Origin of the sequence: Pseudoleptotrichia goodfellowii (genome assembly GCF_007990505.1) — a bacterium.
In the GTDB taxonomy this organism is placed as follows: domain Bacteria; phylum Fusobacteriota; class Fusobacteriia; order Fusobacteriales; family Leptotrichiaceae; genus Pseudoleptotrichia; species Pseudoleptotrichia goodfellowii.
The window spans coordinates 363,449-384,079 of sequence record NZ_AP019822.1 but is presented as its reverse complement, the minus strand read 5'-3'; the positions used below and the strand labels follow the sequence as shown (position 1 = coordinate 384,079).

General features: G+C 29.0%; 31 protein-coding genes. 5 read left to right on the top strand and 26 right to left on the bottom strand.

The annotated features are described in order from the left end of the window. Positions 1–4 precede the first annotated feature (4 nt). The 5 genes from truA to FVE72_RS01895 all read right to left on the bottom strand — a co-directional run bounded on the left by truA (position 5) and on the right by FVE72_RS01895 (position 2,903). Positions 5–754 (bottom strand): tRNA pseudouridine(38-40) synthase TruA, encoded by a 750-nt coding sequence (truA, locus tag FVE72_RS01910; RefSeq protein WP_026737043.1) that lies wholly within the window; start codon positions 752–754, stop codon positions 5–7. Between the two features lie 368 nt (positions 755–1,122). After that, on the bottom strand, positions 1,123–1,470 hold the full coding sequence (locus tag FVE72_RS01905; protein WP_026737042.1) for a hypothetical protein: 348 nt from the start codon (positions 1,468–1,470) through the stop codon (positions 1,123–1,125). Positions 1,471–1,484: 14 nt separating this feature from the next. Further along, positions 1,485–1,859: a type II toxin-antitoxin system death-on-curing family toxin gene (locus FVE72_RS01900; RefSeq protein ID WP_026737041.1), complete on the bottom strand. Its 375-nt coding sequence runs from the start codon at positions 1,857–1,859 to the stop codon at positions 1,485–1,487. Beyond that, positions 1,859–1,987, bottom strand: coding sequence for a hypothetical protein (locus tag FVE72_RS11535; RefSeq protein WP_258454568.1), 129 nt, complete (start codon positions 1,985–1,987; stop codon positions 1,859–1,861). Before FVE72_RS11535 ends, FVE72_RS01900 begins: the two co-directional genes overlap by 1 nt. Positions 1,988–2,171: 184 nt before the next feature. After that, positions 2,172–2,903, bottom strand: coding sequence for a metallophosphoesterase (locus FVE72_RS01895; protein ID WP_036056011.1), 732 nt, complete (start codon positions 2,901–2,903; stop codon positions 2,172–2,174). Between the two features lie 160 nt (positions 2,904–3,063). On the opposite strand from FVE72_RS01895, the gene FVE72_RS01890 reads away from it, so the two are divergent. From FVE72_RS01890 to FVE72_RS01880, 3 genes are all read left to right on the top strand, one after another. Further along, positions 3,064–3,465, top strand: coding sequence for a hypothetical protein (locus tag FVE72_RS01890; RefSeq protein ID WP_146966347.1), 402 nt, complete (start codon positions 3,064–3,066; stop codon positions 3,463–3,465). Then, a complete protein-coding gene (locus FVE72_RS01885; protein ID WP_456300128.1) occupies positions 3,369–4,310 on the top strand; it encodes an IS1634 family transposase in 942 nt (313 codons plus the stop codon). The genes FVE72_RS01890 and FVE72_RS01885 overlap by 97 nt, the downstream gene beginning before the upstream one ends. 71 nt (positions 4,311–4,381) lie before the next feature. Next, complete coding sequence (locus FVE72_RS01880) at positions 4,382–4,618, top strand: hypothetical protein (protein ID WP_146966343.1); 237 nt, start codon at positions 4,382–4,384, stop codon at positions 4,616–4,618. 321 nt (positions 4,619–4,939) lie between these two features. Here FVE72_RS01880 and FVE72_RS01875 read toward each other — a convergent pair whose 3' ends face one another. Further along, positions 4,940–5,206, bottom strand: coding sequence for a hypothetical protein (locus tag FVE72_RS01875; RefSeq protein WP_026737038.1), 267 nt, complete (start codon positions 5,204–5,206; stop codon positions 4,940–4,942). Positions 5,207–5,289: 83 nt separating this feature from the next. Further along, positions 5,290–5,871, bottom strand: coding sequence for a hypothetical protein (locus FVE72_RS01870; protein ID WP_026737037.1), 582 nt, complete (start codon positions 5,869–5,871; stop codon positions 5,290–5,292). A gap of 111 nt (positions 5,872–5,982) precedes the next feature. Here FVE72_RS01870 and FVE72_RS01865 point away from each other — a divergent pair, with 111 nt between their 5' ends. After that, entirely contained in the window at positions 5,983–6,390 is a 408-nt protein-coding gene (locus tag FVE72_RS01865; protein ID WP_026737036.1) for a hypothetical protein, read from the top strand. A gap of 24 nt (positions 6,391–6,414) precedes the next feature. On the opposite strand, the gene FVE72_RS01860 is transcribed toward FVE72_RS01865, so the two are convergent. From FVE72_RS01860 to FVE72_RS01840, 5 genes are all read right to left on the bottom strand, one after another. Next, positions 6,415–6,750 carry a hypothetical protein gene (locus FVE72_RS01860; RefSeq protein WP_026737035.1) on the bottom strand — a complete coding sequence of 112 codons (336 nt, stop codon included), beginning with the start codon at positions 6,748–6,750 and terminating at the stop codon, positions 6,415–6,417. Continuing rightward, positions 6,731–7,099, bottom strand: a complete 369-nt coding sequence (locus FVE72_RS01855; RefSeq protein WP_026737034.1) for a hypothetical protein — start codon at positions 7,097–7,099, stop codon at positions 6,731–6,733. The genes FVE72_RS01860 and FVE72_RS01855 overlap by 20 nt, the downstream gene beginning before the upstream one ends. A 13-nt stretch (positions 7,100–7,112) precedes the next feature. Continuing rightward, positions 7,113–7,430: a hypothetical protein gene (locus tag FVE72_RS01850; RefSeq protein ID WP_026737033.1), complete on the bottom strand. Its 318-nt coding sequence runs from the start codon at positions 7,428–7,430 to the stop codon at positions 7,113–7,115. 148 nt (positions 7,431–7,578) lie between these two features. After that, the gene (locus FVE72_RS01845; RefSeq protein ID WP_026737032.1) at positions 7,579–8,103 is read right to left on the bottom strand and encodes a glycoside hydrolase family 108 protein; all 525 of its coding nucleotides are present in this window, start codon (positions 8,101–8,103) and stop codon (positions 7,579–7,581) included. Between the two features lie 3 nt (positions 8,104–8,106). Then, positions 8,107–8,592 (bottom strand): hypothetical protein, encoded by a 486-nt coding sequence (locus tag FVE72_RS01840; RefSeq protein WP_036056009.1) that lies wholly within the window; start codon positions 8,590–8,592, stop codon positions 8,107–8,109. Between the two features lie 63 nt (positions 8,593–8,655). Between FVE72_RS01840 and FVE72_RS01835 the strand changes: the two genes are divergently transcribed. Then, complete coding sequence (locus tag FVE72_RS01835) at positions 8,656–9,657, top strand: acyltransferase family protein (RefSeq protein ID WP_026737030.1); 1,002 nt, start codon at positions 8,656–8,658, stop codon at positions 9,655–9,657. A gap of 6 nt (positions 9,658–9,663) precedes the next feature. Here the strand turns inward: FVE72_RS01835 and FVE72_RS01830 are convergent, their stop codons facing one another. The 14 genes from FVE72_RS01830 to FVE72_RS01770 are packed head-to-tail and all read right to left on the bottom strand — an operon-like array spanning position 9,664 to position 20,631. Further along, positions 9,664–10,380 carry a hypothetical protein gene (locus FVE72_RS01830; RefSeq protein ID WP_026737029.1) on the bottom strand — a complete coding sequence of 239 codons (717 nt, stop codon included), beginning with the start codon at positions 10,378–10,380 and terminating at the stop codon, positions 9,664–9,666. A 12-nt stretch (positions 10,381–10,392) separates the two neighbouring features. After that, positions 10,393–11,697, bottom strand: a complete 1,305-nt coding sequence (locus FVE72_RS01825; RefSeq protein WP_026737028.1) for a hypothetical protein — start codon at positions 11,695–11,697, stop codon at positions 10,393–10,395. A gap of 11 nt (positions 11,698–11,708) precedes the next feature. After that, the gene (locus FVE72_RS01820; RefSeq protein WP_146966340.1) at positions 11,709–12,308 is read right to left on the bottom strand and encodes a hypothetical protein; all 600 of its coding nucleotides are present in this window, start codon (positions 12,306–12,308) and stop codon (positions 11,709–11,711) included. Continuing rightward, complete coding sequence (locus FVE72_RS01815; protein WP_026737026.1) at positions 12,308–13,465, bottom strand: baseplate J/gp47 family protein; 1,158 nt, start codon at positions 13,463–13,465, stop codon at positions 12,308–12,310. The genes FVE72_RS01820 and FVE72_RS01815 overlap by 1 nt, the downstream gene beginning before the upstream one ends. Beyond that, the gene (locus FVE72_RS01810) at positions 13,455–13,823 is read right to left on the bottom strand and encodes a hypothetical protein (protein ID WP_026737025.1); all 369 of its coding nucleotides are present in this window, start codon (positions 13,821–13,823) and stop codon (positions 13,455–13,457) included. Before FVE72_RS01810 ends, FVE72_RS01815 begins: the two co-directional genes overlap by 11 nt. A gap of 13 nt (positions 13,824–13,836) precedes the next feature. Beyond that, positions 13,837–14,463, bottom strand: a complete 627-nt coding sequence (locus FVE72_RS01805) for a hypothetical protein (protein ID WP_026737024.1) — start codon at positions 14,461–14,463, stop codon at positions 13,837–13,839. After that, positions 14,463–15,389: a hypothetical protein gene (locus tag FVE72_RS01800; protein ID WP_026737023.1), complete on the bottom strand. Its 927-nt coding sequence runs from the start codon at positions 15,387–15,389 to the stop codon at positions 14,463–14,465. Before FVE72_RS01800 ends, FVE72_RS01805 begins: the two co-directional genes overlap by 1 nt. Continuing rightward, complete coding sequence (locus FVE72_RS01795; protein ID WP_026737022.1) at positions 15,382–15,801, bottom strand: hypothetical protein; 420 nt, start codon at positions 15,799–15,801, stop codon at positions 15,382–15,384. The genes FVE72_RS01800 and FVE72_RS01795 overlap by 8 nt, the downstream gene beginning before the upstream one ends. 8 nt (positions 15,802–15,809) lie before the next feature. Beyond that, the gene (locus FVE72_RS01790) at positions 15,810–16,304 is read right to left on the bottom strand and encodes a phage baseplate protein (protein WP_026737021.1); all 495 of its coding nucleotides are present in this window, start codon (positions 16,302–16,304) and stop codon (positions 15,810–15,812) included. A 2-nt stretch (positions 16,305–16,306) separates the two neighbouring features. Next, positions 16,307–18,511 carry a phage tail tape measure protein gene (locus FVE72_RS01785; RefSeq protein ID WP_026737020.1) on the bottom strand — a complete coding sequence of 735 codons (2,205 nt, stop codon included), beginning with the start codon at positions 18,509–18,511 and terminating at the stop codon, positions 16,307–16,309. 11 nt (positions 18,512–18,522) lie between these two features. Continuing rightward, complete coding sequence (locus FVE72_RS11190) at positions 18,523–18,660, bottom strand: hypothetical protein (protein ID WP_154669366.1); 138 nt, start codon at positions 18,658–18,660, stop codon at positions 18,523–18,525. Between the two features lie 34 nt (positions 18,661–18,694). Beyond that, positions 18,695–19,111, bottom strand: a complete 417-nt coding sequence (locus FVE72_RS01780) for a hypothetical protein (RefSeq protein ID WP_026737018.1) — start codon at positions 19,109–19,111, stop codon at positions 18,695–18,697. Positions 19,112–19,120: 9 nt separating this feature from the next. Continuing rightward, positions 19,121–19,546, bottom strand: coding sequence for a hypothetical protein (locus FVE72_RS01775; protein ID WP_026737017.1), 426 nt, complete (start codon positions 19,544–19,546; stop codon positions 19,121–19,123). A 14-nt stretch (positions 19,547–19,560) separates the two neighbouring features. Then, positions 19,561–20,631, bottom strand: a complete 1,071-nt coding sequence (locus FVE72_RS01770) for a hypothetical protein (protein ID WP_026737016.1) — start codon at positions 20,629–20,631, stop codon at positions 19,561–19,563.

Genomic DNA, 20,631 nt, shown 5'->3' with positions numbered 1-20,631 from the left:
TATTCTAATAATCAACCCTGTAAAGATACAGTCCTTCAGACGGAGCCAATATTTTCGGTTTATCAGCATCAGGATTTTCAAGCCTCATTTTTATATAATCTTCTCTTTCTTTTCCGAAATATATTGCCATTGCCGATCCTATCATTATTCTTATCATTGTTTTTAAAAATGAACTTCCGCATATTTCAACATATATTTTTTTTTCTCTTTCTTCGTATTCACATTTAATGTTGTAAATTTCCCTCATTGTATTTCTGATTGCCTTATCTTTTTTCATAAAACTGCTAAAGTCGTACTTTCCCTTGAAAATTTCCATTATTTTCTGAAACTGTTCAATATTTATATCATTTTTTATTCCCGTAATATAATTCGACTCAAAAGGAGTTATTTCTTCCTCTTTTTTCATAATATATAAATAAGTTCTTGATTTTGCGTCAAACCTTGAATTAAACTCTCTCTCTATTTCTTCAACTGATAAAATCTTTATCTCTCCGTATAAATTTTTATTGATTTGCCTTTTTATTGCTTCTAAAGGAATTTTTTCATCAATAAAAAAATTGGAAACCTGACCTAAAGCATGGACTCCCTTATCAGTACGTCCTGATGATATCATATTTATTTTTTGAGAAAAATTTTTCAAAATAACTTTTTCGATTTCTCCCTGAACAGTCTTTTTATTTTTTTGCCTTTGAAAGCCGTAAAACTTACTCCCGTCGTATTGATATACCATTTTAATATTTTTCTCTTTTGTCATCTTTCTCCCGATCCGAAAAATTAATTTTTGTTTTACATCATTATTTTCGCAATGAATTTTTTGAACTAATTAAATTAAAGACTTATTTTAAGTTCTTATAAATCATTTAATATGAAATAATAAGTTTATTCTAAGTGTTTTCGTTTAATATATATACATAAAGTAATAAATTAACTTTTTTCTTCATAACTTCCTTAAGAAAAGGCTTTGTCTAACCAACAGGGTCTTTTTTTATTCTATATCCCTACAAATCCTGATTTCAAAAGAATTTACTACACTTTTTTAATCAATGTATTTTATCATATTTTCGATAAAAATTCATATAAACAAAAAAGACCGTCAAAGTCTATTGTCAGTCTTATAGAAATTCATCCCGTTTTCTCAACTGTTTTATCTTTATTGAATTTTAACATTTCCCGTACTTCTTCATGTGAATAAGTACGACTATTTTTTAATCTATATTCTAAATGTTCAAAAAAAGCATTTATCATTGCTGCTTGTAGGATATCTCTTTTAGCTTGATTCATCACTTCATTTCTTTTAAATCCCCTATATCCGACTTTTATTTTTTTAAAATGAAATACATCGCTGTTAATATCTTTCATTATTTTTCGGACTTTCTTTTTATTGTCTTTCTTATAGCTCACTTTATCTTCCTTATAATCTTGATAAGCTAAAATACTTATATAAGGCATATTCCTTTTTGTTCTGCTCATTTTACTCCTCCTTATTACAAATATCTTTTCAATATTTCCTTAAACTGCTCTCTCGCCAATTTTCTCTCTACCAATTCAATTATATAATATTCCATTTCCTCAATATACAGGTCCAGTTTTTCATTGTACCCATTTATACTCAAAAATAATGTTCCTGTGGCTATTGAAGTCCTTTTGTTCCCGTCATTAAAGAAATGGTTTTTTGCTATGCTGAATATCAAATATTCGAGTTTATCTACAAAGCCGGGATAATATAAATCATTCTGCATAAAATCACAAATTTGACTTATACCGTTTTTATCTTTATATCCTGATAAGCCACCAGACACCTCCAAGACTTCTTTGTGTATTTCCCATACTTTCTCAACATCAAAATATTTAATATCCATTATTTATCCCTCAATCTTATAAATACATCCTTATGCTCTCTTATTTTAGCTTTCACAGTTTCCATTGCTTTTTTCAGTTCCCGCTCTCTTATCTCTTTTTCGGTCATTTTTACTGGCTTCTTATCCATTTTATATCCCCTCATTTCATTTTATCTTCTATTATGATTATAACATACTTCATTATTAAATCAAATCGGATATCTTTATCTTTATTAAACCATAATTTTATTTTTATTGTTGGTTCATCTTGATTTTACTGACTTTTTCTATAAGAAAAGGCTTTGTCTAACCAACAGGGTCTTTTTTTATTTCTTAATCTTCTTTAACATATATTTCTTCTTTGGAATTCAAATTTATACAGCCTAGTACTTTCGTGTTATACGAACCTGTGTCAATACAGCAGACATCATTTACATAGTATCTTATTTTACCGTCTTTACTTGGAGTATGTCCAAAATAAATTGCTTTTCCTGTTTTATTATTTGTCCAAAAATCATCTCTACTCCAAACTAAAAATCTATGCTCCTGTTCATCTATACCTTTAGTAGTATCATAAGCCGCATGAACAAATATATTTTTATCTCCTTCAATTATTAAAGGCAACTGCTCTATCCAGTTTACAAACCATTCCAAATTTTTCATTCCGTCTTTTTCTTTCCATTCTTCTAAAGTTATACCCAAATTTTCAGAGAAGGAAATATCGGTTTTCTCTCCTCCGTTACGATACCAATGAGCATCATCTCCTGATTGAACAGCTTTATACAGCATATCTTCATGATTCCCTAAAATATGCTTTATATTATATCCCTGTTCGGACAATTCCATATATTTTTTATAAAGTTCATAAGATTGAGGTCCTCTGTCGCATGAATCTCCCATTATTATAAGCAAATCTTTCTTAGTAAGTTGTATTTTATCCAGCAACTTTAAAAATAATGAGTAGTATCCATGTATATCCGAAGTTACAAAAATTCTTTCAAAATCTTTTTCATGAATTTTTTCTATTCTGATTATATTCTTGGATTTTTCGCTTTTTTTAAACATTCCAAATATTTTTTTATTTTATCAGTCATATATTTTACCTAAATTTCCGAAGAAATAAACATATGAAGTAGAAAAAAGATTAATTTTATTGCTTTTTTCTACATTTTTTTCTTGACTTTTTCTTTATTTCTATGTATAATTATACATAGGTGATAATCTTATGGCTTCTTTAGTTTTTCTATATAATAAAAAATACAATAAAACTTATGTTTATGAATCTATTAACTATTGGGATAAATCTGAAAAAAAATCTAAATCTAAAAGAAAATTAATCGGTATTAAGGACCCTCTTACTGGACAAATTGTACCTACTTCCACTCCAAAAAAGAAATTGGAAGAAAATAAAGCTCAAAATGATAAGCGTAAATTTTATGGTGCTAATCTGCTTTTAAATCTTATTGCTAAAAAATTGGGACTGACTTCTAATCTTAAAGAATGTTTTCCTGATTTGTACAAAGAAATTTTATCTGTTGCACAATATCTGATATTAGAAAAGATAGTCCTATATCAAGATATGAAAAATGGAGTAAAATTCATAAAACATTTAACAGAAGTGAACTAACTTCTCAAAGAATAAGTGAAATGTTTTCAGAAATAAATGAAAGCGGAAAAAACAATTTCTTTAAATTACAGGCTGAACAGTTGAAAGAAGATGAGTATTGGGCTTATGATACAACAAGCATATCATCTTATTCAAAAGCTATTAATCAAATGAGATACGGATATAATAAGGAAAATGATACATTAGCACAAATCAATCTTGCAATTTTGTATGGAGAAAAGTCAAGATTGCCTTTTTACTATAGAGTTTTACCAGGAAACATTGTTGATGTGTCAACAGTTAGAAGATTAATAAAAGATGTTCAGTATATAGGAGTTAAGAAACCTAAATTAGTGATGGATAGAGGATTCTACAGTAAAAACAATATAGATGAACTCATGAATAATAAATTTAAATTTATTGTAGGAACAAAGTCATCATCAAAAATAATAAAAGAAAGAATAGAAAAAGTAAAAGATATTAAGAAATTTACTAATTATATAGCTGAATATAATATATATGGTAAAAAAGAAATACTTATGTGGGACGATACAGACAAGGAAAATAAGAAGTATCTTTACTTGTATGTGTTTTTTGATGATGAAAAAGCTTTAAAAGAAGATAAAGATTTTACAGAATACCTGATTAAATTAAAAACAGATATAGAAAATAATGTAGAAAATGAAAAAAGAGTCGAAGACTATAGGAAATATTTCGATATTAAAGTTGAAAAAGAAAATATAATTGCTGTAGCAAAAGATGATATTATAGAAAAACATATGAAAAAATATGGTTATTTCAGTTTGATAAGTAATGAAAATCTTGAAGCAAGAGAAATATTAAGTATATATAGACAAAAGATGTAGCAGAGAAAGCATTTCATAATATAAAAGACCGACTTGATGCAAGAAGATTAAGAGTATCATCAAAACCTACAATGGATGGAAAAATATTTGTAACATTCGTGTCATTAGTAATGCTATCGTATATAAAAAATAAGATGAGTGAAAAAGAATTATATAAGAAATACACAACACAGGAACTTCTTGATGAATTGGACTTGATAGAAAGTTATGAAAGAGGTAATGAAAAACTTAAATTGGGAGAAGTAACAAAGAAACAGAAAGAAATATTTAAATATATGGATATTAAATTTCCTGAAGAATTATTATAGAAAAAGACTAATTCTATGTCCTTTTTTCATATGTATAATTCTTCGGGAATTTAGGATTTAATTTCCTTTCTAAAAATTTTATAATTTTATAAAAAAATAGCCCTTTTTAAAACAGGCTTTCAGTTCGAATTATTTAATAAATATCTTTTTACAGCTCTAAACTGCTGAGAAATTTTACCAAACTTTAAAATCTTTTATTAAATAAATGGTGCGAGAGTGCATACTCTACTTAACACCACAATTAACGGTATAATATCTACGCCTATTTTCAAGAGATTTTATAATAATTTATAACCTTTGTCAACATTTAAACAAAAAGAGTCAATTACGACCCTTTTTTGCTTCTGTTTTTCTATTTTCCCAAAATATATTGTATTCATCTTCCGTTGCCTCAGAGATTAAGTCTTTCAACTTCTCAATCTCAAACAACCTTTTATATCTGTATCCATTTAAAATTCTCCTTACTTCATACGTTTCATCTCCATTTAAAATATCTAATTCCTGTAGATGAATATAAAAATACGCTCTGTCTACACCTCTGTTGAGTCTGTAGACATTATCTCTAAAATGAATAAAAAATTTTGCCATAATACATCCCTCCCTTTTAATATATTATACCTCAGATTTAAAAAAAGAAAAGAGCCTTAAGAGCTCTTTATAATTAACTTATTTTACATATCAATTGGCTTATCATAAACAACTTCTTTTTCTAAATCATCTATTTTATCTGCTATTTCTGAAAAGTTTTTGTCAAATAAGTTTAATTCTATGCAACTATATTTATTTGAATTTACATCATACAATATTTTATAATTTTTATAATATATTAATATAAATCCTATTTTATTTTCAGGGTTTGATTTTTTCTTACAATAATCAACAATATCTTCTATTTTATTTGTCTCTATAACAACAGAATCACTTTCATAGACAGTTAATAAAGGTCTTTCATATTTTATTTCGAACTCCTCTTTTAAATATAATAATGAATCTATATTTAATATTTCAAAAAAATCTTTTTCTTCTTTTATAAATAAATACGCTATCGTTACGCCTGTATCTTTTATTGTTATATCTTCTCTGCGGCTTTTTATGTTGCGAATCTCATCTTTTTCACACTTATTAAAAGTAGGTTGTATCTCTATACTATAAGGATAATATTCTTCGACAATCATTTTAATTTTGCAATATAATTCTTCAGGCTTTTTTCTTATACCGATTAATTCATCTTTGATTATTTTTCCTATCTCCATAAAAAAACCATCTCCTTTAATATTTTACATAATTATATCTTATTTTTTAATTTTGTCAACATTTTTGTGAAATTTTGAGAAATGAGGTATAATATCGACAGGAGGTATTTTATGTTATTAAAAACTGGAGAACAAATAGAAAGAGATTTATATTATAAATTTAAAGACTTTGATATAAACGAAATATCAAAGGAAGTAAAAATTGATCCTGAAATTATAGAAAAAATAATAGGCGGATCCGAATTTGAACATATCAAAGAATGGCTTAAATTAATTGAAATGGTTACTCAAGATGTTCAATTCATCGAGTGCAGTGATATGATTAATTTAATTAATGAAAGTATTATGCTGTATGGGACTAAGAAGAAATACAAAATAAAATATAAAGCAAGAAGCCGAAAGCATGTGAAGTTCTATGAAATAATTGACTTTGAAAAAGCAGACGAAGAATATTTCGGAGTAATTCTCACACTCCCTCAAATTCTCAAATTATTTGAATTTCAGAATAAAATTATATAAAAAGGATAGCCTTTTTAGGCTATCCTACAGCAACATTTTAATCCCGTCTACCACTTTCTTTTTATTAGCTTTTACAGTATCATCTGTCTCTTCAAAAACACCGAATCTATCAAATCCGACAATAACTCCCAAAGATAACATATTAATTCCGATTAAAAGCCACATATCTTCTTTTCTTGACTTATTTTCTATATCTATAAATATTTTTTCCGTGTATCTGTTTTTAAGTTCCATTTTTATAGCCGTCAAATTTTGATTCCGCTGATATGCTCTTAATTTAAGAGTCACAACAGAGTTCAAAAATACTAATGCTAATACTATAATAAGAAATTTACGGCTTTTATGATATTTCTTTTCCATTCTTTCTGCCGCCTTTCTTCACGAATCCGAATTTCTCCAATAATAATTCCAAAAATCCCGTGCTTATTCCGTATCTTTTTTGATTTATAGTTTCTACTATAGCCTCTCCAAAAAAGCCAATTACAGGGCTTGACGGATATAAAAAATCAGCTCCGAAATGCCCCATAATCTTATTGAACGAAAGAGCAATAGACATTGTCATTCCCGCTATTGCCACTCTCTTAAAAACGGGTTTTACAGGTTTATTGTCAACTATTCTTTGTGATACTACTCCGAAAAGCACACCGCTAAAGAATAGTATTATGAAAAATCCGTGATTGTTTATTATCTCCTGCAAATCATTTAACACTGTAAAACTCCTCCTATATTCCGATTGCTATTTTTTCCTCTCTCAATACCTCTTCAATTAATTCTCTTAAATTAATTTCTTTTTTTAAGATTTCTATAGTTCCGAGTACCAATTCTTCTGTCGCAAATTCAATTGCATTTGGAATATATTTATTATCAACTTTTTGAGCATTTTTAACAAACTCTATTGAATCGTTCCAGAAATTGTCAAGTGCTGCTTCTAATTTCTCAAGTCCTTTTTTTGCTCCTTTCAATATTTCCTGCTCAAGAACTCTCTTTCTTGCAAATTCTTTAATTTTTCCTAATAATATTATTTTTAATGCTATATCCATAGTCATACCTCCTAAAATTTTATTTTTTTGTTATTTGTTTGATTATTCGCGAGAAATCACTCGAATATTCTCGCGAATTTTTAGACTCATTTTTTATGATTTTTGAGCCTTATTTATTTTTTAAACTCAATTTTGCGATTTTTTGAGCCTATAGATTTTCTTTAATGTATTTTTCCTTTCTTGCAACTCTGTTTAGCCAACCTTTCAAAAACACCCGCTGTGTCGGCTTTCTCTCTGCTAAGCTTTCATAAAATCTTCTTTGTTTTGTATGATATAAAACCAAAAATTTTTCGGGAGTTATTTTATTAATCGCTTCTATAGTTTTACTCCCAACTACTCCGTCAATATTCAAAAATGCTCCTAAGTCGTTAGCTGTCGACTGTGCTTTTTTTATCCCTGTCATCCCGCTATTTACAGCCCAATCTAATATTGACAACGCTACTCTATCGTCTTTTAATTCTTCAAGACGATTTTTGTCGTAGTAGTCTTTTTTGTAAATATCTTTTGCCATACTCAAAGGCAATTCGCTCATTTTTCCTTTATATCCGTGCCGCCTTGCTTCACTTTCTATAATACCGTATCTCGTCTTTCCGCCTTTGTCGTGCTTATCATCGCTATAATCCCCCTCCACTTTTAAAATATAATCGAATAGTTTTTCAAATCTACTGCTCATTTTTTACGCCTCCTTTCCGTTTATTAAATTTATTTTCTTCAAATATTTATACAACCGTTCAGGATTGAACTTGTTATATCCTTTTTTTGTCATAGCCCTTTTACCGTATTGCAATCTGTAGTTTAAAGCATAATCTATCGCGTTCAAGCACCATTCAGAACAAAAAAACTCGTCTAAGTTATGCCCGTTTCCCGCGAAAAACAGTTGGCTTTCAATTATTCCTTTATAGTCATATCCCGATCCTTTTGTCATCTCGAAAAACTCCATTATTTTATCTATATTTACTAAAGCCGAAGCCTCGTAAATATCGAAATTTTTCTTTGGAATATACGGCTCTTTCCGTACTCCACCAGGATTTGCTAAATAAACTTCGTTGTTATAAACAAATTCACAATGAGAGTAGTTTCCTAATGTCCACGCAGAAATTAAAAATCCGACTAAGCTCTTTGGCTTGTGAAAACATATGTATAAAGTATCTTTTTTTAACATTTCTACCACCTTTCATTTTTTTATGTTATAATAATATAAATTAAATTTTAAAGGAGTTTTACTATGAAAAAATATAATCAATTTGAAATTTTTAGATTTATTGGTGCATTCAGCGTTTTGATTTTTCATACAGCTAAAGACACAAGTTTTTATCCCCAAGTTCCTTTGCTTTTCCAAAATGGAACAATTTGGGTATATTTCTTTTTCGTTTTATCAGGATTTATGCTTTCTTATTCTCATTTGAATAAAAACATTGATATAAAAAAATTTTATTTAACGAGACTTTTTAAATTTTATCCCTTATACTTTTTTTCTTTATTACTTCTTTTTGTTTATTCCCTAAAATATAAAGAAAAATTAATATACAGCCTTTTAATGATACAAAGTTTAATATTCGGAAAAGCTACAGACCAAAATTATAATTATGCCTCTTGGTATCTTTCTGTCTTGGCTTTTCTAATAATAATATTCCCATATTTATTAAAATTTATGAAAGTACATTCTAAATATTTTAAATGTTTCACAATATTTACAGTTATTTACACTTACTACGTGTATCTAACATTTAATAAATACAGTGATAATTCATATATTTATCATCTTATTAATTATTTTCCTTTAATGCATCTTTCTTCCTTTGTTGCTGGGATGCTGTTGTTTTATTATTTAAAAAATATAAATGGTAAAAAATATTATTCTTTTTTACTCCTCTTATATTTTTTATTTTTAACTCTATTTATTCAATATAATAAATTTATTCCTTATACGTCTATATTAATTTCATTATCTTTTGTACCTTTGATTATGTTTTTATTTTTAGATACAGGATTTTTTAGCAAAATTTTAGGTAATGACTTTTTTATATATTTAGGAAGTTTAAGTTTTTCAATATATATTCTTCATGTTCCTATTTATCACATTTATAGGAAATATATACATAGTATTGATAATAATTTCCATTTTCTAATATTTTTTATAATAGTTTTCGTTGCTTCAAATGGCACAAAATACTTTATTGAAAATAAATATTATAAATTTTTATGTAGCAAGTATCTAAAGTCCTAATGGATTTTAGATACCTCCATTTTCTCTGTAATACTTTTCAAAATAAATTTTAATATCTAAATTTTTCAACTCTTCGTCTATTAAATCTTCCAAAGCTTCCTCTGCTTTCGCTTCTCCGATTATCACTCCGTTTAATACTTTTTCACCCTTAACAAATATTTCTCCTATTATCTCTTTTGTTATTTTACTGAGAACGGGATTATGTTCTTCGTCATAATATTTCCATTCTTTTTCTTTAGCTATGGTGTCTTTAATCATCATCAAAAGTACTCTATCAGTATCACGAATAGGTTGATAGACACCGTCTTTTATCTTTACACCAAGTTTTATTTTTTCTTCCTTAAGTTCTTTCAACTTCTCTTTTATCTTCTTTATTTTAAAATCTCTATCATATACGACTTTCCCGTTCTTTATTATTTCACATTCCTTTAATTCTATCATTTCTCCGTTAATAAAATACAAATTCGGATTTACTTTTATTTCTTCACTGTATTCAATTTCTTCAATAATATCTCCAACCATAGTAGGAGCTATTTTTGAAACGTCTTTTTCTCTTCCTAAAATTAAAAAACTATCTTTGTTATACATAATTTTTAATGTATTTTCTTTAAAATTTTTCTGCTCTTCATACCAATTCTTATTATCTTTATCAAAAATCCCCCAATACTTCATTCCTTCCTCTGTTTCCATTACTTCTACTCTATCAACTACAAATTTTTTCATTTTTTCCTCCTGTTATGCAAAATAAGCATTAAGCCATTGACCATTTCTATGAAACTGTAAAGCTCTGCTCCCTATTTTAATATGATCCTGACTTTCTCCATAATTTCTCGAAACCTTTGTTAAAACATAACCATTTCTTTCTCCCTTTCCATTAATTTCATCTTCTACATAACCTACCATTCTAATTTCATAAATTCTGTTTACTTGAGCGTCGTGTGCTTTATTCCAAGCATCATTTGCCCTTCCCCACAAATTCGATTTATCCGCATCAATCCTATCCATTCGCTGGTCTCTTGCTATCATGTCGAATTGGTCCATAATCTCACACCAATTTCCGCTATTTCTGTTCGGCACTCTGTAATAAGCACGTCCGCCATTTAAGTGGAACGCCCCCATATAATCGCCATTTTCAAGATACATGTGTAAATGGCGAGGTGTCCATACATCTGATGCATTAGCTCTTACAAATTCTGTAACGTTTCCCTTATCTCTATAACCTTTTGCAAATGGAACGTAAGGCGACAAATCAGGCTTTGGCGATACGCTTCTTATTGTATCGTAGCTAACTATCCCGTATTCATTCCCATTCGCAGGTTGCAGGATTTCTTTTAAAATGATTGACAAATCTTTCATTGTTACAAATTTTGTATGGTCCGCTTTTTCAATTAAATTTTCCCAATATGTCTTTGCATTTTGATATTCTCGTTCATAATCTTTTCCGTTTAGTCCTTCTTTGACTTCTTTATTGTTGCCGATATTTTCACGAGCATATTTCTTGATTTTCTTTGCGTCGTTTTCTGTATCTGATTTTTTGTAGATTTTAGCAATTCCTGATGTCTCTTCACTTGCTGTTGTGACTAATTCTGTAAAAAAAACATCACCGTTATACACTACATTTATAACGCTATCCTTTTTCAATGCTTGTGCTTTTATTTCTTGGCTTCCAGACAATTTCAAGGCATATCTATTATTATCTATAATCAAAATAGGATTATCAAATACATTAGTTTTCGGAATTATAAATTTTAACTTCAATCCTGAAAAAACATTCTGCTCATTTGTAAAATTACTAATTACATAAGCATCAACTCCCGTTCCATAATTCTCAGAATATTCAGTATCAACAAAGTAAACTGAATTTTTTTGTATTTCATTCAAATCGTCGGAACTAATAATATCTCCCTGAGTTTGTATAACCCCTCTAAACGGAGTTATTTCTCTAACTTCGCTATCCCCAACATTTGCAATCGGTTCTTTTATTTTAAATAAATTATTGTGTTCGTATACTCCTCTTTTAAATTTCTTAATGCTCGGCATTTTTAACCTCCTTAATCATTTATTTCTTGCATCTCATCAAGATTATATTCATGTCTATCATATTCATAATCTGTATTATTTCCTACTTTATATTCTTTTTTATTACCCTTACAATCAATTAAAAAATTTCCATCTAACATTTCCCAGCAATCTATTATTATTCCAGCTGCTTTTATATGTTTTAAAAAACTTATAACTTCTTGTATATCTGTTTTTTCTAAAATCCTTAATTTAATGTGCCTTGATTTCATTTCTTTGTTTGAATTTTTGTCAAAGATTTTAATTTTACTTTTCTCTATCCCAAAAAATATTGATATAGCATTAACTATAAAATTAAAATCAACTTTTCCAAGCCTTAAAACAAATGATATTTTCAAATATTTTTTATATTCTTCGTCTGTTCTTCCTGCTCTATAAATTCTAAATTGTTCTCCAAACAAATCTAACTCATATCCATAAAGTCTATCAATAACATCTGAATATAATATCTTTTCGTAATATTTATTATATAAATCGAATCCGCTTGCTATTATTTCAAAAATCTTCTTATTATTGACTCCTTTTCTGTCAATAATATTTCCACATAAACTTAAAAACATATCTGCATTCATCATAGCGTTACCTCAATATTATTAATACTTAAAAAGCTATATTCGTCATGTCTTATGGCAATATCCTCTTTTATCCAACTCCCACTACCTTTTTTTATTTCGACATCTGCTTCCAATTGCTTTGACAATTGATAAACCGCAGACTGAATTTTTTCATAATTCACATATTGCCCTAATTTAAAATTATTAGTTTCTTTTACTATACTATTTATAATTTCATCTTTCGTTACCTTATTTTGTTCAGAAACATTTTTTATGTTTCGTACTCTTACAGAATATTCAATTTTTGTAGCTTGTTTAAATTTGATTATTCTGTTTTGATTTGAGTCTGTAACAACTCTCATAACTACATCGCCGTCTGTAACTATTCCGGGAGAAATAGTATTTAAAACTGCGTAAGCTACTTCTTCATCTATAAGTCCTTTTACAACAATTCTAATATGTCCCGGTTCAAGTTCAAAAGTCTCGTCCCTTTCGTCCGTAGAATTTTCTTTAATATCACAATCCTCAACTTGCGACAACTTAAGTAAATTTGCTTTTATACCATTAATATCGGCTCCGCCTTTTGATGTTGATAAATTTAAAATTCTTTCTCTCAATTCCTCGTCGCTTTCTAAAAACGTTCCTCCTGTTATTGCTTCTTGATTATAAATTTTTGTTACATTTTCATCTCCGGTTGCTTTTTCTACAATAGTATTTGCTTCCGTATTATATTCTTCTCCAAATTCCATTGCTTTTATTTGGACTTTTGCTTTACCATTAGAACTTATTAATACATTTGATACTGTCTTATATAAAAGTCCTTTTTTTGAACGGACTTGAAAACCTTTTGAAACTATATGTCCCGGAGTTCCTTCAACAGTTAAATCTCCATAAGCATATTTCCCCTGTATCCTTTCTATCCCATAATTGCTCGCATATTCCGATAATAAAGCACCGTTTTTGTTAAATAACCAAAATAGAAAATATACATTTTGAAGCTGCTTACTTGTATTCTCAAGCATATAAGATATAACTTCTAAAAACTGCCCTAAAGAAGTTTCAGGATTTATTTCAAATTCTTCTCCAAATTGTATTTTCCCTTCTTTTTCCATTTCTTCTTTAAAGTCTGCAAATGTCGGAAAAATTATTCCGTTTTTATCTGTCTTAAATCCCATTAAACACACCTCCCTCTATATCGGAACTTACTTTTTCTCCAAAATATATAAATTCTATTTTAAAACTTGCTTCTCTATTTTCTTTTTTTAATTTTTCTATATTAATACTACTCACATCTACTCCCTTATATCCTGATATTCTTTCGTACATATAAGCGATTATTATATTATCTCTTTCTGTATCACTAAGCTGCCCGTTATAGTCAAGCCAAGGTATTCCTATTTCTTCTCTTAAATTGTAAGTTCCTCTTATTAATTTTATTTTTTCTTTTATTTCCTGCAGAACTTTTTCTTTTTCTGTAAGAATCTGAAAGTCATTGTTATCTATTTTTAAATCCTCGTTTTCCATTTTAAACATTTGATTTCCTCCACTAAGGATGTATATAAGGTGTTCCGTCTTTACTTATTCCGTTTTCAGTTTTAATATCATCTGTTTCTACAGATTTAACCTTTAATTTCCCGTTTATCGTTACATCTCCATTAAATTTCAAATTCCCGTTCCAAGTACAATTTCCATTTACCTCTATAGTCCCATTTTTTATGATAATATTCGTCTCATTATTTCTTATAAGTATATTTTTGGAATTGTTTTGTCGATCCGACAAAATACTTTTTGGAATGGCCTTTAAGACTACAGAATAGCCCATATCCATACGTCCGAACGATTGCTGTTCCTGAACTTCATCATTATAAAAAGCTTCTATATAAGGTCGTTCCAATACTCCTACAAGTACCTTATCACCGTTAGAATACGGGATATAAATTTCAAAATTTTGACTTGAAAAAACAGGTAACAAAGGAACATCTATTAAATCTTCGGGAGGAGTTTGAAAATAATCGTTTTTCAAAGTTCTTATTGCTTTTTGTAAAAACTTAACACTTGCTTTTCTTTCTTCGTTATTTACATCATAAATTTTTGCTATCCATAACGTGTGAATATCGTTCAACTCCTCTGTCACAATTGTTCGATTGTGTTTTTCCAACTCCGAAAATGCCATTATTTTTTCTCCTTTTTCTCTGCTTTTGCTATTTTTTCTTCCGATTTATTTTTAATTTTTTCAAGTTCTTTAAGCATATTTTGACCGAATATATCCATATCAAGTATTTTTAATTCTGTCATAAAATCCCCATTTTCTCCGTCACAAGTATGTTTTATTTTATCAATCACATAGTCTTTTCCAAGTCCCTCAATATATATTTGAGTGTTTATTTTAAAATTTCTAAAACCTAATTTTATGCTATACCCGTCATCGTCGGCAGTTAAATCAAGTAAATCTAATTGCTTTAATTCTGTTCTTTCTTTTATATATAAGTGTTTTGGAAGAAAATAAAGCAGTCCGTTTTCAATATAAAATATACTCATCGTATCTTTTGCAAGATCCTCAAATATCTTCTGTAAACTCGTATTTGACTTTGAAAAATTAGATTGATAAGGCAAATCTTTGAATGGCTCTATTTTACCTATTCCAAGTTTTATTTCTCCACTACTGCCAAATTTTTCAATCAAATCCTTAATAATAAATGACGGCTTATTTCCTTTCGGATAGCTTACATTTAATGTCTGCATTACCCAAATATCACGTTCTTGGAAACACACAAGAGAATACTTAATATCTAAATCGTCATAATCATTTTTTATTGTTGCTAATTGTCCGCTAAATACCAAATCTTTTACTTTGATCTCTTTCTTTTCTCTATAACCTGCATATAATTCAATTTGAGGATTAGACCTCATAAATTCATACTCTAAAGAGTTTCTCCCTTTTTCCCTTTCCTTTATATTATACAAATTAAGTTCTAATACATTTGATTGGCTGGTCCTATCAATTTCAAGATTAAAATCAATATTGAAACTATCATTATCATAAATAAGTACATTATTATCTAAAATTAACCTTATCTCTATATATCTAAATTTATCCATTTTTTACCTCTTTAAACAAAAAGAAACCATAGTTTTCAATGTTTTCAAGACTAAAAGATTTGTCTTTCAAAGACTTTTTATTTTTTGGAATCAATAACAAAATCAAATCATCATAATCATTCGTGATCTGCTTAACCGCAAACAATAAATCTTGTCTCAATTGTAATTTTGAAGTAGAAAGTAACTCATTATCTACATTAAATATCTGAAAAACAACATTTTCAATACTATCAAACAAAAAGTCGTATTTTTTGTTTATGTACATTAGTTCAAATTTTATCTTTCTTTCAAAAACTATTGCTTCTATTTTTAATGTCTTACTTTTCAAATTTGTAAAATCAAAAGGGATTTCGACAAAATCGTTGTTTAATATTAAATTCTTTATTTCGTTTTCCTTGTATTGTATTTTCATATAAACACCTACTTTATTGCTCTACTATATAAATTGACAATATTATTCAATTTTTCTTTTGCGATTCCGACAACTTGAGTAAACATACTATCTTGTTGAGTAACATTTTTTATATCATCATAAATATTTCCTCCGGGAACTCCATATCTCATTTCTTGAAAAGACACATTTAATTCAATAATGTTATCTCTTTCGTTGTCATATTCCTGTGTATTTGAAATATTCTTTATAACCATATTTTTAAATATTTGACCATGTTTTAGTAATATCAAAACCTGTTTATCATTGTTTTCCCACATTGATTGTAGTGCAGTTAGATATAACTTTTTTAATCTTCCTTCAAAAATAATAGTTAAATTTATTTCTTTTGCTTTAAAATATCTATGATCATTATCTTCATAACCTAAGTATGTTTTTCTTGATGTTATTTCTTTTTGCCAATTAATTCCGTTTGATACAGACCTAAAAGGCAAGGCTCCGAAAAAACCGTCATATTTTAACATGCTTACCCGCCTCTTCTCTTATTTTGTATTTTAAACAAATCTGCTATTCTACTGTTTGCATTTATTCCGTATGATGTTCCATTTGATCCATTTAAAAATATTTCAACTTTATTGTTATTATTAATTTCTTTATTATTAGTTCCTAAAACCCTTTCTTTTATATGTTTAAATAATTCAGTTACTCCTTCTCTTTTTTGAGAATCGAGTAAAGCTTTTCTTTTTGCTTCAAACAAGTTAGCTCTTTTTATTTCAGAAGTAATAGAATATCCTGTTTTTTTAAGAATATCCTGCAAACTTTCTATAGCTGTAACAATAGCTTTTTCCCCTTCCGTGTTTTGCTTATTACTTTTTCCTGCTCCGTCTTTATTTTTCTTTCCTTTACTTCCTCCACCAGAATTTCCTCCCGAGCCAAACATTCCACCTGTTTTTCCAAATATATCTAAACCTTTTTTGTTATTTTTTTTCTTTTTTGTTCCTCCTAAATTTCCAGGATTTTTTCCGTCTCTTGCAAATCCGTTTATTCTTTTATCTCTTTCGTTTACAGTAGATTGTCTTTTTCTTATATCTTGTTCTATATTATCTGTGACACCTTTAAGCCCATTAGCTCCTTTTTTTATGTATTCTCCTATAAGAGGAATATCAGCTAATTTATTCATTAATCCTACAAAAGCATTAAGTATAGTTTTTACAGCTTTTTGTGCCGCAAGGACTATCTTATCAAAAATATTAAGTGCCGCATCTTTTAGCCTTTCAAATCCTTCGGAAGCTCTCGGGATATTACCTGTAAATAAAGCTACAACTATATCAATCATAATCGCTGTAAAATCTAAAAAGCCTTGAAATAAAGCCATCCAATAATCAACCATAAATTGAAAAATTGCTATCATTTCAGTCACACCTGCTGTTATCCAAGCGACTAATATATCAAATGTCGCTTTTAAAAAATTAAGAACCTCTCCAGCTGTTGTAGTTATGCCTATCCATTCTAAAAATTTCACTATCAAGTCAGCGATTATTGAATTTCCTGTAGTAAATCCATTCCATAAATCCCATATGACAAATACTACTCCAGCTATTGCTACTATAATCCATCCTAATCCTGCACCAAACGTAGCAAACAATCCAGCTACACTTGATATAATTGGAGTTAAAACCATAAATGCTCCTACTAAAGCTGTTAAAGTTGTTATGATTAATACTATCCCTGTTACTAATTCTGGATTTTCTTCTACCCATTTTTTTATTTTATCTAAAACATTATTCACAATATCCATTAAAGGCTTTAAGACTGATTGTAACTTTTCAAATATAGTTATCTTTATAGTATCAATCGAATTTCTAATATCTTGCATTTTCCCAGAAAATGTATCTGCTGATTTTCCAGACATTCCCATTATTCCATCAAGTTTTCCTAAACTTAATAAGTATTCATATATATCTTTTTCACTCTTCTTTACTTGAGTAGACACTCCTCTAAAAGTATAAATAACACTGCCTCCGGCATCTTTAGCAGTTATTCCGAATTTCTTCAATCCTCTGTTTTGTCCTAACATTGCAGAAGTAACGGCATTAGTCCATTGTCCTATATTCTTTCCTTGAGATCTTGCAAAATCATTTAGCCGTATAAACTCTTCTTCGGTTGGCTTCATTCCTCTTTGTACTAATTTTTGAAAACTTTCGCCAACGTCTCCAATACTCGCATGAGCATTAGAAGCAATATTTTTTATCATATCCATAGCGGCATCGCCTTCTTCGGTTCCGCCCAAAGTATTTCTCATTATTGTTTTTAAATTTTCAAATTCAACTCCAACCTCCATTATTCCTTTTGTCATATTTTTACTAAAATTCAACAATGCTGTTCCGCTTACAATTTGAGACATTTGTTTTGTAAAATCTTGCAATCCTCCGCTGGAATTTCCTGGTATTCCGGTAGAAGCAGGAGAATTTGTTGGTTGCGGTGTTGGCTTAGAAACTGGAGCTTTCGGGGCATCTCCTTTTTGATGAAACGAAACAGGAACTTTGATTTCTTTTGCTATTCTTTGCTTTAATGCTTCGACTCTTTTTTCTCCTCGTATATTAAAAGTAATATCTACTTGTGCTTTTAAAGTAGATCTTATCATGTCATTAATTTTCCTTAACGCTTCTTTTAATCCGTCTAAATCAGCTTTGAGCTTCAGTGTAACTATAGTTTCGTTTTTATCTGCCATTCCAACACCTCCTATTTCCTTTTATATAATTCTTTTAAAAAGCTCACTGTATCTATGATTTGTTTATCTCCCCAATTATCCTCAATGTCATAAGGATTCAATTTAAACTCATATGCTATGTAGTGAGCATCTATTAGTCTTGCATCCATTTTTTTATAGTGCTTTTTATAGTTTATTTCTCCGTTACTTTTTATCTCCACTTCTGGGATTTACCGCAATATTCGTCGCAAAAGCTACCATTTGCACAATACTCATAAAAGTCAATTTGTCCACAACAGACTCGGCAATTTGAAACAATTCTTGAGTCAATTCAATAAAATCATCTAATGCTCCATCATCAACACTTGAAAAATTTCCATTCTCAAGAGCTGATAAAACTACTGAAGCATTCGAGATAAATTTAGTTAATTTTCTCGCTTTCGGAGTTATCATTTGAACTGGTATAAAAGCTTTTTCTCCGTCATCTCCCTCCCCTTCTAAATAAACTTTAAAAACTTTATTCGGGAGACCGAAATGCCTTTCCTCTCCCTCGTAAGCTCCCTCAAAAGGTTTTTCTCCAAGTTTTATTGGCTTGAAATTCATTTTTTTATCTTTTTCCATTTTTTCTCCTTACCCTACGTTTTTTTCGATTCTTGTTCCTGCTATTTTTAATGTATTTGTCGGAGCGTCCGACTTAAAAGCTCCGTCCGAATCTAATTCGCTCATTATGTTGCCGTCATTGAAGTATGATGTTACAGATTTTCCGTCTATAACTTCATGTATTTCAAATTCTAATTCTGGATAATCTCGGCTTTTTAAAAACTTTAAAAATTCAAGTGTTCTCTTCATTGAATTTGCAAGTGGTGGAATTGACATTGTTATCTCATAAGGTACATTCCTCATCATCGAAAATATATTTTTACCTCTTGTTGTGCTTCTTCTTGTCGCTTTATCTTCTGCAGCTTCTACATCAATACTATCTTCATCAAATTCATCAATTATAAGTTCTCTTCCCGGAACTCTTATAAGGACAAATCCGTCTCTCATATATGCCATTTTTAATTACCTCCTTAATTTCCTTTATTTGATTTCAATGTTATTTGTACTTTAGACTTTATTATTGCTCCTTGGAAATAACACTTATACTCAACTTCAGCTTCTCTATTGCTTAAATTTATTACATCAACCGAATAAGCATTCTCTCCTGTTTCAAGCAAATCATCTATGTCATAAATTATTCCTCTTGTTGCAAATTCTCTTAATATAGATGTTCCTTTTGAGGAAATTAATTTTTTGCCTTTTTCCATTGCTGGCAATTTATTTCCTTCTGTATTTCTTTCTATAATATATTTCGTTATTCCGACTCTCATATATTCATCTATTGCGATTTTAGCAACTGTGTAATCAAACCAAGTTATGCCGTTCATAGCTTTACCATAATACGGAATTATAAATTGGTCTTCTTCTGTAACAATATTTACTCCCGTTTCACTTTCTCTCTTACTTCCTACCAGTTCTAATATTTCTGATAAAGAATAACCCGATCCTGTCAATCCATTTAATTTAATACTTGCAAACGGAACACTTCCTGGAAAAAAATTTCTTACTGTTGCAACTAAGTTAGTTATTTGACCTTCTGTTTTATCGGTAGCTATATAAAATCCATTTTCCACTTTGTTTTCTTTAGCTATTTTTAAGTTAGTTTCTTTTGTAAAATTAGCTGCTCCTTGAAATAAAAATACATAATCTACCGAAGTTCCCTTTCCAAAATCAATCGCCTCTTTCACATCCGCTTCTTGACCCACAGGAACAATTGTATAAAACCATTTTCCTTTCCAACGGGTATCAAGTCCCTCAAGGATTTTAGTATATGTTAAAGAAGCCGTACTATCTCCGAAAACCCATATATAATCTGGCTTTGTTGAAGCTCCGAAATAATCTTTGACTAATATCGTTTCTTTATCATCATCACCAAAACCTAAAGCTTTCAATTCAGCTACACTTGTTATAGCTTTTGGTAATTCGTCAGAAGTTTTTACATCCTTAGACTTTGTTATTAATAATACACTTGAAAAATCTCTTGTAGTTGTACTAAGTGCTGCATTAATAGCCGCAATGCTCACTATTGCATTTCTTGACAT